General features: G+C 39.8%; 16 protein-coding genes. 9 read left to right on the top strand and 7 right to left on the bottom strand.

Annotated elements, in window-relative coordinates; translation table 11 throughout:
* Window positions 1-16: 16 nt before the first annotated feature.
* Together KIM67_RS08910 and KIM67_RS08905 are read left to right on the top strand one after the other, a co-directional pair.
* Entirely contained in the window at window positions 17-2,758 is a 2,742-nt protein-coding gene (locus KIM67_RS08910; RefSeq protein WP_213830987.1) for a TonB-dependent receptor, read from the top strand.
* Between the two features lie 25 nt (window positions 2,759-2,783).
* Window positions 2,784-4,151, top strand: a complete 1,368-nt coding sequence (locus tag KIM67_RS08905) for a DUF5689 domain-containing protein (RefSeq protein WP_213830986.1) — start codon at window positions 2,784-2,786, stop codon at window positions 4,149-4,151.
* Window positions 4,152-4,157: 6 nt separating this feature from the next.
* Here the strand turns inward: KIM67_RS08905 and KIM67_RS08900 are convergent, their stop codons facing one another.
* Window positions 4,158-4,421, bottom strand: coding sequence for a hypothetical protein (locus KIM67_RS08900; protein WP_213830985.1), 264 nt, complete (start codon window positions 4,419-4,421; stop codon window positions 4,158-4,160).
* Window positions 4,422-4,453: 32 nt separating this feature from the next.
* Here KIM67_RS08900 and KIM67_RS08895 point away from each other — a divergent pair, with 32 nt between their 5' ends.
* On the top strand, window positions 4,454-4,894 hold the full coding sequence (locus KIM67_RS08895) for a hypothetical protein (RefSeq protein WP_213830984.1): 441 nt from the start codon (window positions 4,454-4,456) through the stop codon (window positions 4,892-4,894).
* Window positions 4,895-4,915: 21 nt separating this feature from the next.
* Here KIM67_RS08895 and KIM67_RS08890 read toward each other — a convergent pair whose 3' ends face one another.
* Together KIM67_RS08890 and KIM67_RS08885 are read right to left on the bottom strand one after the other, a co-directional pair.
* Window positions 4,916-5,446: a lipid-binding SYLF domain-containing protein gene (locus KIM67_RS08890; RefSeq protein WP_213830983.1), complete on the bottom strand. Its 531-nt coding sequence runs from the start codon at window positions 5,444-5,446 to the stop codon at window positions 4,916-4,918.
* An 85-nt stretch (window positions 5,447-5,531) separates the two neighbouring features.
* Window positions 5,532-6,143, bottom strand: a complete 612-nt coding sequence (locus KIM67_RS08885) for a DinB family protein (RefSeq protein ID WP_163417447.1) — start codon at window positions 6,141-6,143, stop codon at window positions 5,532-5,534.
* A gap of 324 nt (window positions 6,144-6,467) precedes the next feature.
* Here KIM67_RS08885 and katG point away from each other — a divergent pair, with 324 nt between their 5' ends.
* The 4 genes from katG (at window position 6,468) to KIM67_RS08865 (ending at window position 10,710) form a co-directional block, all read left to right on the top strand.
* Entirely contained in the window at window positions 6,468-8,714 is a 2,247-nt protein-coding gene (katG, locus tag KIM67_RS08880; protein WP_213830982.1) for a catalase/peroxidase HPI, read from the top strand.
* A gap of 100 nt (window positions 8,715-8,814) precedes the next feature.
* Window positions 8,815-9,300, top strand: coding sequence for an ankyrin repeat domain-containing protein (locus KIM67_RS08875; RefSeq protein WP_313788434.1), 486 nt, complete (start codon window positions 8,815-8,817; stop codon window positions 9,298-9,300).
* Between the two features lie 7 nt (window positions 9,301-9,307).
* Window positions 9,308-9,931, top strand: coding sequence for an NUDIX hydrolase N-terminal domain-containing protein (locus tag KIM67_RS08870; protein ID WP_163417449.1), 624 nt, complete (start codon window positions 9,308-9,310; stop codon window positions 9,929-9,931).
* Between the two features lie 5 nt (window positions 9,932-9,936).
* Complete coding sequence (locus KIM67_RS08865) at window positions 9,937-10,710, top strand: nitrilase family protein (RefSeq protein ID WP_213830981.1); 774 nt, start codon at window positions 9,937-9,939, stop codon at window positions 10,708-10,710.
* Here the strand turns inward: KIM67_RS08865 and KIM67_RS08860 are convergent.
* Together KIM67_RS08860 and KIM67_RS08855 are read right to left on the bottom strand one after the other, a co-directional pair.
* Entirely contained in the window at window positions 10,697-12,316 is a 1,620-nt protein-coding gene (locus tag KIM67_RS08860) for an Ig-like domain-containing protein (RefSeq protein WP_213830980.1), read from the bottom strand. The two genes, KIM67_RS08865 and KIM67_RS08860, sit on opposite strands and share 14 nt — an antisense overlap.
* A 72-nt stretch (window positions 12,317-12,388) precedes the next feature.
* Window positions 12,389-13,078 carry a ComF family protein gene (locus tag KIM67_RS08855; RefSeq protein WP_250149208.1) on the bottom strand — a complete coding sequence of 230 codons (690 nt, stop codon included), beginning with the start codon at window positions 13,076-13,078 and terminating at the stop codon, window positions 12,389-12,391.
* A 47-nt stretch (window positions 13,079-13,125) separates the two neighbouring features.
* On the opposite strand from KIM67_RS08855, the gene KIM67_RS08850 reads away from it, so the two are divergent.
* Together KIM67_RS08850 and KIM67_RS08845 are read left to right on the top strand one after the other, a co-directional pair.
* Window positions 13,126-14,022: a hypothetical protein gene (locus tag KIM67_RS08850; protein WP_163417453.1), complete on the top strand. Its 897-nt coding sequence runs from the start codon at window positions 13,126-13,128 to the stop codon at window positions 14,020-14,022.
* 36 nt (window positions 14,023-14,058) lie between these two features.
* Window positions 14,059-15,600: a glycine--tRNA ligase gene (locus KIM67_RS08845; RefSeq protein ID WP_213830978.1), complete on the top strand. Its 1,542-nt coding sequence runs from the start codon at window positions 14,059-14,061 to the stop codon at window positions 15,598-15,600.
* A 111-nt stretch (window positions 15,601-15,711) separates the two neighbouring features.
* On the opposite strand, the gene KIM67_RS08840 is transcribed toward KIM67_RS08845, so the two are convergent.
* Together KIM67_RS08840 and KIM67_RS08835 are read right to left on the bottom strand one after the other, a co-directional pair.
* Window positions 15,712-16,242 (bottom strand): DUF4442 domain-containing protein, encoded by a 531-nt coding sequence (locus KIM67_RS08840; protein WP_213830977.1) that lies wholly within the window; start codon window positions 16,240-16,242, stop codon window positions 15,712-15,714.
* Window positions 16,243-16,247: 5 nt separating this feature from the next.
* On the bottom strand, window positions 16,248-16,847 hold the full coding sequence (locus KIM67_RS08835) for a DUF1287 domain-containing protein (RefSeq protein WP_213830976.1): 600 nt from the start codon (window positions 16,845-16,847) through the stop codon (window positions 16,248-16,250).
* Window positions 16,848-16,930: the final 83 nt, after the last annotated feature.

Below are 16,930 nucleotides of genomic sequence, written 5' to 3'. Positions count from 1 at the left end.
ACCTACTGCATAGCCTATGAGAATCTCATTGTTCTTGGTGGTGCTCTGTTGTACCACATTTCTCTGGGGACAAGGAGTCACTATCATTTCTGGAAGTATAAAAGATGCTGCAACAAAAAATCCAATTCAGAATGTTGTAATTAAGATTGATGGTTCCTCCAAAGAGTTTTTTACGGATAACCAAGGTCATTTTGAAGTAACGACTTCTTCGATAGGAGAACAATATCTAAAAATATCAGCACTCGATTTTCTATCCAAACAATTTATGGTCGCTCTAGATGGGGAACCTATAAATTTGGGAGACATCTTTTTGGAACAGGATATTACCCTAGAAAAGACGGCTAATCTTATCACCTTAACAGACAACGATATTGCTGAAGACGATGCTACTGTTTCGGGCTCGTCAGGATTACTGCAATCCACTAAAGATATTTTTTTGAATCGAGCTGCGTTCGATTTTGGACAAGCGTTTTTTAGGGTACGGGGATACGATTCCAGTTATGGTAAAGTATTGCTCAATGGGATTCCTATGAATAAACTCTTTGATGGTAGACCGCAATGGAACAACTGGGGTGGATTGAACGATGTTATCCGAAACCAAGAGTTCTCAAGTGGACTGGCACCGAATCGCTATACTTTTGGAGGGATATTGGGAAATACGAATATCAATACCAGGCCTTCACAGCTACGATCGGGAATACGTCTTTCAAGCTCCGCCTCCAATCGCACCTATAGCGGACGGCTTATGGCAACATACAACTCTGGAGTGCAGGCTAACGGATTAGCTTATACCATTTCTTTATCTAGAAGATGGGCAAAGACGGGCTATATGGAAGGCACTTTGTACAATGCCTATTCTTTCTTTGGTGCTTTGGAATATAAATTGAATCACCAGAATAGTCTAGGATTGACCACGATACTAGCTAAAAATAGACGTGGTCGTTCCTCCGCGATTACAGAAGAGGTTTTTAATTTGATGGGAAACCGTTACAATCCCTACTGGGGAAGTCAAGAAGGGAACATTAGAAATTCAAGAGAACGCACCATTTTTGAACCGTTAGTTATACTGAATCATTTTCTGCGATCAGACAAGTGTAAGTTGACTACCGGTATTGCGTATCAATTTGGAAACAACAATAGGAGTAGGTTGGGCTACTATAATGCTCCAAATCCCGACCCTACGTATTACAGATACTTGCCAAGTTTTAACGTTAACAGCCCCATAGGTGCCGATTTTACCAACGCCTCTCTGGCGAAAGAGGGTTTCTTAAGAAATCCGCAAATACAATGGGCCCAAATTTATAATGCGAATTCCAATACGGCTGCCAATGGAAAAGCAGCGTATTTGTTATATGATGATGTTGTGGAAGATAAGCTCATAGCTGTGTCAAGTTCTTTTGACTACAAAATTTCCGATAACATGAGTTTCGGCGCTGGGGTGCACTATAAAACCCTGTCTTCTGAAAATTTTGCGAGGATACAGGATGTATTGGGTGCAGACTTTCACGAAGATATGGATGCTTTTTCCAACACATTGAACGATATCAATGGTAGTGAGACCAAAACTGAAGGAGAAAAGTTTAATTATGACTATGCTTTAAATACTTCAGAAGTTGAAGCTTTTGGTCAGATGAACCTTACTTTTAAGAGGTGGAGCGGCTTTGCTTCGGGGACCTATTCTAATTTTGGCACGCTGCGCAATGGATTGTTCCAGAACGAACGCTTTCTGGAAAACTCTTTCGGCAACAGTGAAAAGATTTCATTTTCCGATTTTGGCTTCAAATCTGGGGGAACTTACTTTATTTCAGGCAGGCATTGGTTGAATGTAAATGGTGCGATCATAAATAAACACCCAACACTTCAAAATATCTTCATCAATCCAAGAGAAAACAATAACAGTGTTCCAGAAATCCAACAGGAAACTATTTCCAGTTTAGATGTAAATTATATTGTTAAGCTACCAGATGTAACGGGACGGATAAGTGCATTCTATTCTCGGTTCCAGAATACTACGGATATCAATTTCTTTTTTGTCGATTCCGGTTTGGGATCTGATTTTGTGCAGGAAGTAATAACAGGTTTAGATAGGTTGCATAAAGGTATTGAACTTGGGGTGGTGTATGAAGTTTCTTCCAGCGTAAAACTATCGTTGGTAGGTAACTTGGCGAGCTATGTTTATGCCAGTAATCCGTCCGTAGAAATAAACTTTGATACTGTAGGATTAGCTGAAGAGCTTATAGCTCCAGAAGGGAATATTGATTTAGGCATAGCTCAACTAAAGGATTTGAAATTGGCCCAAGGTCCACAAACAGCGTTTGCTTTTGGAGTCGAATACAGAAGTCCAAAATATTGGTGGCTTGGGGCAACAACAAATTACTTGGCCGACAACTATGCCAATGTTTCAACGATTACCAGAACCCAAAGTTTTTTAATTGACCCAGATACCGGTCTACGCTTTCCTGATGCCACTATAGAAAACGTTGCCAAAATTCTAGAGCAACAAAAGCTCGATGATTTTTACCTCTTGAATCTAGTAGGCGGAAAATCATGGTTGGTCAACAAGAAATACATAAGTGCCTTTGTAAGTGTGAACAATGCTTTTGACCAAACGTTTAGAACAGGTGGTTTTGAGCAAAGTAGAAACGGTAATTATGGTCAGTTAAAACAGGACAACCTCAGTGGTTCACCTTCTTTTGGACCTAAGTATTGGTACGGCTTTGGCAGAACGTATTTTTTGAATTTAGCCATTAGTTTCTAAAATTCCGCTTCGAAAAACAAGAATCATGAAGAATAGATTAGCTTACTTGATATTATTCTTATTTATTTTGTCGGTGACAATGTCATGTGTTGGTACTTCAGAATTTGATGTTCCAAAGAAAAACTGTGATTCAAATTTGACTGCTAATATTAGTTTGGAGAAAATACTTGAATCGTTCGAAGATGGTACTTTTCAAATTAAAGAAGATTGGGTTATTGAAGGTCACGTAATCTCTTCAGATGGTGCAGGTAATTTTTTTGGGGAGCTTTACATTCAAGATACAAGCGATCAACCATCCTATGGTTTTCAAATAGAAATCGATTTACGGGAATCCCATCTATTTTTTGAGGTAGGAAGTAAGGTCTTCATAAAATTACAAGGATTGTATTTGAACAAGAAAGAAGAAATGCTAAAACTTGGGAGTCCATTTTCCGCATTTGGAAATATTTCTGTTGGCAGAATACCGGCGCTAAAAGTTCCAGAGCATATTTTTTTGTCCTGTGATGCAGTTGCGGAAATTATACCTGTACCTGTCGAAATTAAAGTGTTGGAAGACTTGAAGGTCAACACCTTGGTAAGTTTTGAAGGTCTGGAAGTAGTCGAAGAAGAACTGGATAGTATTTTTGCTATTGCTAGGGAAGAAACTATGCGTACGCTACAGGATTGTGAAGAAAACAACATTGCGCTTATCAACAGCGGTTTCTCAGATTTTCAGGCTGATACGCTACCACAGGGCAACGGGAAGATTACCGGCATTTTGCTTAAAGATGGCAATGAGTTTCAAATCGTTGTCCGAGATTTGAACGATATAGCATTCACGGATGAGCGCTGTCCAGAGATCATAACGGAATTTGCATCGACCCATATTTTTATTTCTGAATTGGCAGACCCGGAAAACAATACAGGCGCACGGTTTGTAGAATTGTACAATTCGGCAAAAGAGCCGTTAGATTTGAATAAGTGGGCGTTGAGAAGATATACCAATGCCAATACCGAGGTCAGTTCCACTATCGATTTATCTGGAATGATAATCGGTGCAGAAAATACCTTGGTCATTTCTCCAAATGCCGAAGCGTTTGAACTGGTTTATGGCTTTAGTCCAGACCTTGGCGTTTCTACCAACAGTCCGGCAGATTCGAACGGCGATGACAATTTGGAACTGGTGGACCCTTTTGGTACTATCATTGACGTTTTTGGAGTGGTTGGCGAGGACGGGACAGGGACCGATCATGAATTTGAAGACGGAAGGGCATTGCGAAATATGAACATAACGCAAGGCAATCCGGTCTATACGTTTAGCGAATGGATCATTTATAACGACACTGGTGAAGCAGGAACAATAAACCAGCCCCAAAACGCTCCAGAAGATTTTTCCCCCGGCATTAGGGAATAAAAGTCATCAATGAATGAAAACAAAATAAACGGCAGATAAACCAATAACTTCTACTAAAAACCAAACGATATTGGAGGTCGTTATCCTCTTGTTCGCTTTTTTATAGGCCAGTCCGCCTGCCTTTAGTTTTTTAGCGGTTTCGCTATTGTCTCTTCTCGAAAGAGCTTCACATTCTTCGGAAAATCGAGTCAATTCTCTAGAATTACGTATAATTACCAGTAACTTATAAACCCAATAACAAAAGACGGCCCCAATAAGCAACTCTACCATTATAAAATTTAGATGTATTGAAAGATAGAAAAATGAAAACAGTTCGTGAGGACAAAACCATAAAAATAAAACCTCTATATCGATTGCTTGTTTTGGGAATCACACAATTGTATGGAGCCTTTGTGATCTTTAGATTGGGCGTTCTTGTCATAAAAGAGCTTTGGATAAACACTATTTGTGCTATTGCAGCTCTTGGTTTAGTGCTTTGGGGGTTTTATATCCTTTATAATTTTTTGAGGATATACAAGGTAAAAGAACGCAAGATTATTCTTAGGGATGAGACTTTTGTACTCTTTGGAAGTGAGCTTAGCTATGCTGATGTTGAGAATGTAACGATAAACAATGACGGTTCGGAATTGGCCATGGACATCCACCTTAGACAATTGGAAAAACCAATACCCCTGGTAGCAGTATATATGCAACTAAAGGAATTTCACGAAATATATAAGACTTTAGTAAACCAGTCCCTATAAATGGATTGGAGACCTCAAAATCTAAAAGGAATTGTAACTAAACTTTTGTCCTCCCACAGAAGCATCGGCCATTAGCCCAGCTTTTGGTAAAGCAAACACAGCTACACCATCTTTATATTTTGCATTGAAGGCAATTCCAGATTTTAGTGCCACTGCCGAAGTTTCAGCGGCAAAAGCGAATTTCCCCTCTTTAAACCGATCTAAATCTGTTTGGGTCTCAAAAAAGATGACCTCTATGATGGCTTGCCCTCCAGCTTGTAACCCTACATTTAGTTTTTTGAGTCCTGCCATTCCAACAGTTTCTCCACCTTCGTAGACGACACCATTGCCAGAAGCTCCACCAATAATAAAGCCACCTTTGCCTACATTGGGAAAAATGACATAACCTGCGGAACTGTCAAAAAAGCTTTGGAGCCCAGAATCTGCTTTCAAGAGTGTTTTCTTAGCTTCCTTGGCATCACTCATAATCTTTCTATCTTTTTTAGATTGCGCAGAAATAGTAAAAGCTAGTAATAACGTGTTTAACAGCAAAAAGGATTTAAATGTTCTCATGTCTAATTATATAAGGGATAAAATTAAAAAAAATAAGCCCCTTCAATAGTAGAAAGGGCCAACTTTTAGGTTTCTCTTAAGAGAATCAATCTTTTTTAGGAAAGCTTTCATGTGCCATAATTTCTTCCATTTGAGATACATGTCGCTCTGTATGACCGGCAGCAAAGAGTATTACCTGCAGACCATCCACAGTTCCAAAGGGAAGATCACTATTAAAACTGTTCCTTAAGTCATCTTCGGTAGTCTTTACATATTCAATATGTTCGTTTCTTTTATCAACAAATGCTTTTACGGTTTCTTCGTGAGAGCCAAACTTTCCACTTGGTTCAAACGGCTCGGAAGTTTTTACCCTATTGCTTCTGTCCTTGATGATATCCATTAGTTTTTCATCGGTTAGTTTAACAGAGTCCTTCATTGCAGGGCTTGGACCGGCAGCGACGGTTTTCTGCACGAGTCCACCGAAAGCATTTTCAGAAATAGTAAGATGCTCAACACATTCTGCGATTGACCATGCCCCTTCTTCGGGTTTAAAATGCAATTGCTCATCAGTGAGCCCGTCAAGTACATTGGTCATGTGATCACGACTTTCCATTAAATGTTTGACGGCCATTTTACGGTCATCGTCAGAAAGTTTAAAAATATCGTTACTAAAACTGAGAAGTAACAAGCCTACAATGGGCAATATCATTTTTTTCATAATGTGGTTGATTTTAAATTAGTTAGAAATGTAGTGTTTTTTGTTTAAAGACGAATCAAACGAAATGGATTGGACATTATGAAACCATTATTTTGATGCTAAAGATTCTTCACAGAGGGTATAAATCGGATCACATGAACATTTTCCAACGTAATGTATCAAATTTATCATGATATATCTACAAAGTAGATGGTTCAAAGGACTATTAAATATAAGCAATACTTATGATTTAATAGTATTTTAATATTAATTACCTATCGGGTAGACATGTGTTTTCTTAATTTTATGGAGGTTAAAAATTCACTTACTTATATCAATACTATCATGAAAACAGAATCCACATCATCAAACGGTAATGCGTGGCAAGGCAATGACTCAAGCGCTAAATGCCCCTTTCTAAGCGGAGAACTGAATCAAGCTGCAGGAGGCGGAACTACAAACAAAGATTGGTGGCCAAATGCGCTCAATCTGAATATTTTGCGTCAACACTCAAATTTAGTTGACCCCATGGACGAAGGCTTCGACTATGCGAAGGAATTTAAATCCTTGGATATGGGAGCCATTAAAAAAGATTTAACCGATTTAATGACTGATAGCCAAGAGTGGTGGCCAGCAGATTATGGACACTACGGACCTTTCTTCATTCGTATGGCATGGCATGCTGCAGGTACGTATAGAATTGCCGACGGACGAGGTGGTGGATCAACAGGTTCTCAGAGATTTGCGCCTTTGAACAGCTGGCCTGACAATGCTAACTTGGACAAGGCAAGACTATTGTTATGGCCTATTAAAAAGAAATACGGAAAAAAAATATCATGGGCTGATTTATTGATCTTAGCCGGTAATGTTGCACATGAATCAATGGGTCTGGAAATGTATGGTTTCGGTGGTGGCCGAGAAGATATTTGGCAGCCGGAAGAAGATATTTATTGGGGCTCTGAAGGAGAATGGCTTGGAAATAAAGAGCGATATAACAAAGAAGGTGAATTGGAAAATCCACTTGGAGCAGTGCACATGGGCCTAATTTATGTGAATCCAGAAGGACCAAATGCAAATCCTGATCCAGTCTTGGCCGCTCATGATATTCGTGAGACATTTGGTAGAATGGCCATGAACGATTACGAAACCGTGGCCTTGATTGCAGGGGGACATACTTTTGGAAAAACCCATGGAGCAGCGAGCGATGCTGACTATCTAGAAGCCGAACCAGCAGGTGCATCCATTGAAATGCAAAGTATGGGCTGGAAAAATAACTTTGGAACAGGTTCCGGCTCCGATACGATTACAAGTGGTCTAGAAGGCGCATGGACGGATACTCCAACAAAATGGAGCCATAAATTCTTTGAAAATTTGTTCAAATACGATTGGGAACTAACAAAGAGCCCTGCCGGAGCACACCAATGGAAGCCAAAAAATAATGAAGGCGCAGGTACGTTCCCCGATGCACACGACCCAGAGAAAAAACATGCTCCTTTTATGCTGACTACGGACCTTTCTTTACGTATGGACCCTGCTTATGAAAAGATTTCAAAGCATTTTCTGGAAAATCCAGAAGAATTTGCAGATGCATACGCCAAAGCATGGTTTAAACTAACACACCGCGACATGGGACCTAAAGAGTGCTACTTGGGCGCAGAAGTTCCAACCGAAGAGTTGCTTTGGCAAGATCCTGTTCCAGCAGTAAATCACGATTTGGTCAACGAGAGTGACGTTGCCGACTTAAAGAAGAGAATACTGGCTTCTGGATTATCCATTTCAGAATTGGTTTCAACGGCATGGGCTTCGGCTTCTACTTTTCGTGGTTCGGACAGAAGAGGTGGTGCCAATGGCGGTAGAATTCGTCTGGCCCCTCAAAAAGATTGGGAAGTAAACAACCCAAAACAATTGGCTAAAGTATTGGAGACTTTGGAGGCAGTCCAAAAGGAGTTTAATGCTTCACAATCGGGAGACAAAGCAATATCAATAGCAGATATTATCGTTTTAGGAGGGTGTGCTGCTGTGGAAGAAGCTGCTAAGAATGCCGGCCATAGTGCAGAGGTTCCTTTTACTCCTGGTCGTACCGATGCCACACAAGAGCAGACAGATGTTGAGTCGTTTGAAGCATTGGAACCACGTGCAGACGGGTTCCGTAACTATGTTAAAGGAGGGATACATGCAGTGGCAGAAGAATTATTAGTGGATAAAGCACAGCTGATGACACTTACAGTTCCTGAAATGACAGTATTGATTGGAGGAATGCGTGTTTTGAACACGAATTTTGACAACTCAAAACATGGCGTGTTCACCGATAATGCTGAATCATTTACCAACGATTTTTTCACTAACCTTGTTGATTTGGGAACTGCTTGGAAAGCAATCTCCTCAGACGAAAATGTTTTTGAGGGTACGGACAGGAGAACAGGCAAAGCGAAATGGACCGGTACACGCGCAGATTTGATTTTTGGTTCAAATACCGAACTCCGTGCCATTGCTGAGGTTTATGCATGTGATGATGCAAAAGAAAAGTTTGTAAAAGACTTTATTGCCGCTTGGAACAAAGTAATGAACCTTGACCGTTTTGATTTAGCTTGATTTTATCATAAAATCAATTAAACTATAGAAAAAGAAAATCAACGTAAAGACTGTCATGACCGCAAACGGTTGTGGCAGTTTTTTTATACCTTTCCCTATCATGATGAACAACAAGAAAGACTTCTTTGACCAAATAAGAAATGGTAACGTAAAAGCCATAGAAGAAACACTGGAAACTAATCCCGAATTATTGGAGTCTACAGATGAGAGAGGCTCTACACCCTTATTGCTATCCACCTACTACGGGCATGAAAAAGTCGCGACCCTTTTGTTGGAAAAGGGGGCAAAAGTCGATATCAAGGATAGTTCTGGAAATACGGCATTAATGGGCGTTTGTTTTAAAGGATATGTCGGAATTGCTAAATTATTGATAGATGCGGGAGCCGATGTCAATCACGTCAACGCGATGGGTGCTACCTGCCTTATTTATGCAGCTACGTTCAATCGGTTGGATATGGCCCAGTTGTTACTTGATCACGGTGCGGACAGTGCTACCAGAGATGCAAGAGGGCATACTGCATTAGATCAAGCAAAAATGCAAGACTTTAAAGAATTGATAGCACTACTGGAAACCCACACATCCTGATCACTCTATGAACCCGAAAGAGCAACTCAATCTTATCAAGCGTATCAAGTCGATTTCTGAAATAGGATTGATTTATGCCAAAGACCCTTATGACCAAGAACGGTACGAAGAATTGAAACACATAAGCCTAGAACTGCTATCGGTTGTTGGAGACGCTCCAATTGAAGCGCTGAAGGACTTCTTTGTTCCGGAAAAAGACTATCCAACGCCAAAAGTGGACGTAAGGGCTTTAGTACTGAATGAGAAAGATGAAATTTTGATGGCGAAGGAAAGTGTAGATAATAAATGGACAATCCCCGGGGGTTGGGCGGATATTGGAAGCACCCCTTCGGAAATTGCCGTTAAAGAAGTTGCCGAAGAAACAGGGATTCAAGTAGAAGTTGTACGGTTTTTGGGAGTCTACGATAAACAAGTTCATCCCCATCCACCAGAACCCTATTATATTTACAAGCTTATTTTTCTTTGTAGAATGGTGGGAGGTAACCTCAAACCTGGATTTGATATGTTAGGCGCGGATTTTTTCTCGCTGGACCATCTTCCAGAGCTATCAGAGGAACGAATTTTGGAAAGTCAGTTGAAACACTTGTTCCATTTGGCAAAATCTTCAACAACTGAAGTATATTTTGATTAGTAAAGGTGGCATCAGAACTTAAAATAGCATTAATTCAATCCCAGCTACATTGGGAAAATCCAGTAGCGAACAGGGCTATGTTTTCAAAAAAGATAGCCACTATTCCAAAAGATACCGAGTTAATTGTGTTGCCAGAGATGTTTACCACTGGATTTACCATGAATCCCCAGAACATTGATAGTGCGGAAGCTGCCAAAACCATAGCGTGGATGCAGCAAATTGCCCAAGAGAAAAGTGCGGCCATCACGGGAAGTATCGTTTTTACCGAGAAGGATAAATATTTCAATCGGTTGTTCTTTTGCTTTCCGGATGGAAAATTGGAAGCTTACGATAAAAAGCACACCTTCACTTTAGCGGGAGAGGATAAGGTATATGAAGCAGGAATTACAAAATTGCTTGTTTCCTATAAAGGGTTTAAAATACAACCCATGATCTGCTACGATTTGCGTTTTCCTGTATGGGCTAGAAATACAGAAGACTACGATGTGCTTATTTACGTAGCAAACTGGCCAAAACCGAGAATAGATGCTTGGGATACCTTGCTCAAAGCCAGAGCTATTGAAAATATGTCTTACTGCATAGGCGTAAATAGGATTGGATTGGATGGGCTTGGGCATGAATATTCAGGCTATTCGGCAGTTTATGATGTACTGGGACACCGAACCGCGTACTCGGAAAAAGAAGAGATAATATATGCAATCCTTGATAAAAAGCACATAAAGTCGATGCGCGAAAAACTAAGGTTCTTGGAAGATAGAGATGATTTTAATCTAGTATGATAAAGGTCTGCTCCAGTTCCCAATTAGCCCTAACGTCTATAATATCTGGATAGTAACTTACTTTTTCTGGCTGAATTTTATTGAGATAGCTCCCGGTATCCCAAACGCCGTTACCATTATCGTCAAGAATAACACGAATGGCATATTTTCCAGGATCTAAGTTGTTGAATTCAAAAACCTTGGGTTCTGTTGCTTTGATTTCACGCACAATCTCGCCTTGTTCATCGGTTAACTGAAGGATGAGGGGATACCGAACAGCACCACTTAAGTTTACCCGTAAGTTCCCATAATCGGCAAAACTTCCTGTTGAAAATCTGTACTCTAAAGAGTCATTTTCAATTCCAAAAAAGTCGGTGACAGCACCAGGCAAAAAAGTAAAGCGATAGCTTTCATTTGGCTCAACAGCAAAATCAAAATCAATCTTATTGCTTACAGAATCCACGACATACGTATAAGGTTCGCTTATGGAATCACTTATATAAAAATCAATTTTAGAGGAATCTATTTGGGTCACTGGAGTGTTGGCCAAAAGACTGTACGTATCCTCAAAATTGAATTTTCCACTTACGCTAGGACTCAGCTTCAACGAATCCAAACCTAATTTTCTGGTTTTTACGGTAAACGTGTCTATTGCTTCCATTTTTTCATTGCTCACGGTGAAAACAATAGAATCAATATCGGTGGGCGTAAGCCAATAGTCCAAAGTATCCTTTTCACGATCTTTTAGAACCATGGTTTTTACAGAGTCCGGTAATTGGGTCAAAGGTTCAATTTCAATATCCCTATAATCCCCTTGATACCCAAAAAGAATATGATTTTTGGCAGCGTAACTTGGAAAGGAGACACTATAGTCCGGCTGTTCTTGGAATAGTGTGAGCAAATAGATGGAATCCGTAGGAATGGTAATGGTATCCTGTAAAAATCCTATTTTGTCCTGTCTTTGGTCAAAAGTGTTGTTTTTATTGATATCCTTTATGGCGACCAACTTATATTTTCCTTCTTTTAAGTTTTTAAGCTCGAAAAGTGGAAGACTGTCCAACGTATTGGTAATATAATTAGGGGGTGACTTGTAAATCGTGGAATCTGTGTATGCTGTATCTATTTCATAAAGCATAACACTTATAAATTCCTCGGCTTTACGGTTAAAAGCATCCTTAACGGCCCCAGATAAGGTAAGGGAATCAATATAAGAACCAGTTGAAAACACGTAGGTCAAAAAACTATTGGGATTTCCTTCATTATTATCCACTATACTTTGCCCAAAGTTGATGGTATAGGTCGTATTTTCTTTGAGGGTATCCTTTAACGTAACTTCAATATACTTGCTAGCGCCACCTTGTGGCCTTACTTCTGGAGGATATTTTAAAGGTGGAGAAACGATCAATTGGTTTTGTACATCTTCCAGCTTTATAAATTCGTCAAAGTACAATCGTATTTTTTCTGCCTTAAAATTGATTGAAAAATTATCCGGTTCTGTTCGCAAGAGTTCCGGGGGTGTTTTATCTTCGGGGCCGCCGGTAGGATTTCCTCTTCTGGCACATTGCCAAAGTGCAAGTCCAAGTAGCATAATAAAAGAAAAGCTCAACAGTTTTTTTAGATACCGCATGTAAACAACTAGTGTGGAACAAAGAAACAACTAATTTAAAAATTGAAAAGAAGCATTAATAAAATTTAACCCTTATGCAACAACGGCAATACTGAGTACGGAAATACAGATTCCTTCAATTTTGAAGAGTGTTTGTGCGGCCGCTTCTATGGTTGCTCCCGTGGTAATAACATCATCGACCAACAATACATGGGTAAAATCCTTTTTTGTGTGGACATTCAATTGAAAGATATCCTTTGCATTTTCCCAACGTAACTGTCTGTCTTTTTTGGTTTGGGTTTTTGTGTTGACAACCTTTAGAAGAATGTCATCCCTATATTCAGCATTGATGGATTGTGCTATTCTTTCTGCAAACAATGCTACCTGGTTATAACCTCTTTTCTTCTTTTTTTTAGGATGCAATGGAATAGGAACCACTACATCTACATTCTTTAGCGTTTTCTCTTCCTGCAAAGAAGCCCCTATCCAATCTCCAAAAAAGCCACCTATTTGCTCCTGATTTTTATACTTCAAGTAGTGCATAAGGTTCTTTACAATTCCGTTTTTGGTGAAAAAAACGAAGGACATGGCCTTATTTATAGGAATTCTCCCATAAAAAATATGGTCTACTGTATTTTGATCAGTATAGTTATAATCGGTGAGTGGCAGCTCATGTCGACAAACTGCACACAAAATGCGTTCTCCTCTGGTTATTTGGGTATTACATCCAAAACATACCTCTGGCAATAGGATGTTGTTAATATCGTTTAGTATCTTAGCCAACCTTTTTGGAATCAAATCTTATACGTGTTAGAGTAGTCTATTAACCCATGGATGCCCAAGATAATAATTTCAACTACAAGATTATTTTTGCTGCCCTTATCGCGGTAATAGTGGGTATTTTAATAGCTTTCTATTACAGTTATGCCCAATCCAAAAACCAGATGTCTTTTCTGGAACAGGAAAAATCACTTTTAGTAAAGGATTTGACCTTAATGAAGGCTGATGTGGATCGTCTTTCCGGACTTAATGAGGTGAATGAAATCGAATTACAGACTTCAAGGTTCAAGGTACAACAATTGTTGGATTCCGTTGGACGCTTAAACTTCAGCATCACAAAATTGAAGGAAACTCGAAAAGAGCTCCGTATGTTAGGGGTGAAGTTTGATAGCTTAAAACTTAAAAACAATTTCCTTAGATACAACAATAGTGTATTGGCCGATAGGTATGAGGAGACGCGAAGGCAATTGGAAGAGGTAAGAGGAAGGGCAAGCAATATGGAACGTGCGGAATCGATCTTGCGGGAAACAAACAAAGAACTCACCAAAGAACTTAAGATAAAGAGTTACCTAAAACTTCAGAATGCTGAGGGAAGCGGGTTTCGATTACGGGCAGGCAGGCCGTTAAAAACCAATAAGGCATCGACCATAGAAAAATTACGGGGTTGCGTTACGATCTTAAGCGATACGAACGAAGACGGTACCGTGAAAGTTCTATACCTGCAATTTTTAGGTCCTGATATGAAGGTTATCGAAGACAATGCGACCACAATCTCCGTAAGTGGCAATATCTATAGCAAAAAAGTGGAAATTGTTTATACTGGGAGAGAGATCAGTGTTTGTGATGCCATTACCGTCCCAGAAGGTTCCTTGGAAGATGGAATTTACACCCTTAACGTTTTTGAGGATGAAAGACTGTTGGCTTCTACCGAATTTCAGTTGAAATAACCCATTTCTTTTTGGGTAAAATTCTATTTTTGCCCAATGGCAAATCAAGAAGACATTTTTAAGAAGGTTATCTCCCATGCAAAGGAGTATGGCTATGTATTTCAATCCAGTGAGATATACGACGGACTCAGTGCGGTATACGATTATGCGCAGAACGGTGCTGAGCTAAAAAAGAATATTCGGGAGTATTGGTGGCAGGCCATGGTACAACTCAACGATAATATCGTTGGGATAGATGCCGCCATATTTATGCATCCTACAACCTGGAAAGCTTCCGGTCACGTAGATGCGTTCAATGACCCGTTAATCGATAATAAAGATTCCAAGAAAAGATACCGTGCCGATGTTTTGGTAGAAGACTATGTCGCTAAAATTGAAGCAAAGATTGATAAAGAAGTGACCAAAGCGGCCAAACGTTTTGGGGACAGTTTTGATAAAAAGCAATTTCTGGAAACAAATCCAAGGGTCTTGGGCTATCAGGCCAAAGCTAATGATATTTTAAAACGCCTTGGGAAATCATTGGAAAACGAGGATTTGGGCGATGTAAAAGCATTGATAGAGGAATTGGAGATTGCCTGTCCGCTTTCAGGCTCTAAGAATTGGACCGATGTGAAGCAGTTCAACTTAATGTTCGGAACCAAGTTGGGAGCTTCCGCAGATTCTGCAATGGATCTGTACTTGCGTCCAGAAACCGCCCAAGGAATCTTTGTCAACTTCTTAAATGTCCAGAAAACAGGGCGAATGAAAATTCCGTTTGGCATTGCCCAGACAGGAAAAGCGTTCCGTAATGAAATTGTGGCCCGCCAATTCATTTTCCGTATGCGGGAGTTTGAACAAATGGAAATGCAGTTCTTCATTAAACCGGGAACACAACAGGAATGGTACGAGAAATGGAAAGAAAATCGATTGAAATGGCACCTTTCCCTTGGAATGGGAGCGGATAACTATCGTTTCCATGATCATGAAAAATTGGCCCATTATGCTGATGCGGCAGCAGATATCGAGTTTAAGTTCCCATTCGGCTTCAAGGAACTCGAAGGAATTCATTCCCGTACGGACTTTGATTTAAGCCAGCATGAGAAACATTCAGGTAAAAAGTTGCAATATTTTGATCATGAGTTGAATGAAAGTTATGTACCGTACGTGCTCGAAACTTCCATCGGTCTTGATCGAATGTTTTTAGCCGTTTTCTCAAATTCGTTAAAAGAGGAGGAATTGGAAAACGGTACCACAAGAACGGTACTTAAAATACCTGCGGTTTTAGCACCAACGAAAGCTGCGATTTTGCCCTTGTTAAAACGTGATGGACTTCCAGAAGTAGCCGAAAAGCTTATGGATGAACTCAAGTGGGATTTCAATGTTGCGTATGATGAAAAAGATGCCGTAGGCCGCCGTTACCGTCGCCAAGATGCCGCAGGTACACCTTTCTGCATTACGGTCGACCATCAAACTTTGGAAGATGATACCGTTACCATTCGTCACCGCGATACTATGGAACAACAACGGGTCAAACTTTCCGAAGTAAAGGAGATCATTACAAAAGAAGTCGACATGCGCTATTGGTTACAGCGTATGTAACCTTAACGCTTCTCGGTAGTTTCAAAATATACCTCCTCATGGGGAGGTCAGAATTGCAAAAAGGCAATTCTGGGAGGAGAAGTTTCTAGCAAATCATTAATGTGGGTTTTGTTATCCTCTCACCTTTCGCTTGGCCAATTTCTTCTTGTAAAAAGACTTGTCAGCCACATAAATGGTTTTTTTGACCTCGCAATACACTTTGTCGCCTGCTTTATTGGTCAAAGCTGTGGTTTTTATGATTTCCATTTCATTTTGTAAAGCGACTTTTTCCTTAATGCGATGTATCTCATCCAAATCATAAGTGAAATGGGCATATAGGTTTTCTTTGGCTGGGCGTTTAAAGAAAATTTCAGCGGATTTATCCCATACCACATAGTCCTTTCCCAAAAGATTGACCAACTGCACCATGGGAATAGGGTCTACCGCGGAAAACATACTTCCACCAAAAATGGTGTTCATGTAATTTCTGTTCTTGTAATTGATGGGAAGTTTGATGCTTATTTTTAATAAATCTTCCGCAACATAAATGATCTTCGCCGTACTTCTTCGGTACATGGGCGAGAGGTTGAAACCATACTTAAAGAGCTTATGCTTTTTAATAAATTTTGAACCTACTTCCGTTGCTTTTTGATAAAACGACATGAATTCTATTGGTTTGAAGATTGTTGTACTGCGTAACGGTAATGACCGATAATTTTAAAATCAAAAAGCATATCCTCAAGAACCTGTCCGCGACCAATATTATGGACGATTAAATTCCGTTTTCCATCGCTCGACTTTTTGTCGACCACAATACCAATATGTGTGATGGCACCGCCTAAATTCCAACAGACCACATCTCCTGGTAGATAATCACTTGCATTATCTGAAATTGATTTTTCAGCTCCTTCCCGCTTAAAATAGATCATTAAGTTGGGCACCCTTCGGTGGTCAATATTTTTGTCTGTTGTTCGCAATCCCCAGATTTTTGGATACACGTTAAAATTGGCCTTCATATCTTCGTGGACCTCTTTTTGCAAATCGATTCCCAATTTTCTGTACGCCCGTATGACAACATCGGTACAGACACCTTTGTCGCTTGGTACATCTCCATTGGGGTAATCCATAGAAAAATAGCTGGGGTCGTAGGTCACGTTCTGTTCCGTTAATTCTAAGGCAGCATCAGATAACGTGAGTTGCTCAACTGCTATTTGGGCAATTGATATATTTAAAAACAACAGTATTGGAATCAATAGGAATTGCTTCATTTGAACATAATCATTTTCAAAATTAGTTTCTAAAGATAACCGATTCCTATAACCTCATTTTGTTCTTTAAGACTTAAATGGGT

It is taken from the genome of Flagellimonas sp. 389, assembly GCF_018449435.1.
Taxonomy (GTDB): Bacteria; Bacteroidota; Bacteroidia; order Flavobacteriales; family Flavobacteriaceae; genus Flagellimonas.
Note: the sequence above shows the minus strand (reverse complement) of the source record. Positions and strands in the feature narration are given on the sequence as shown.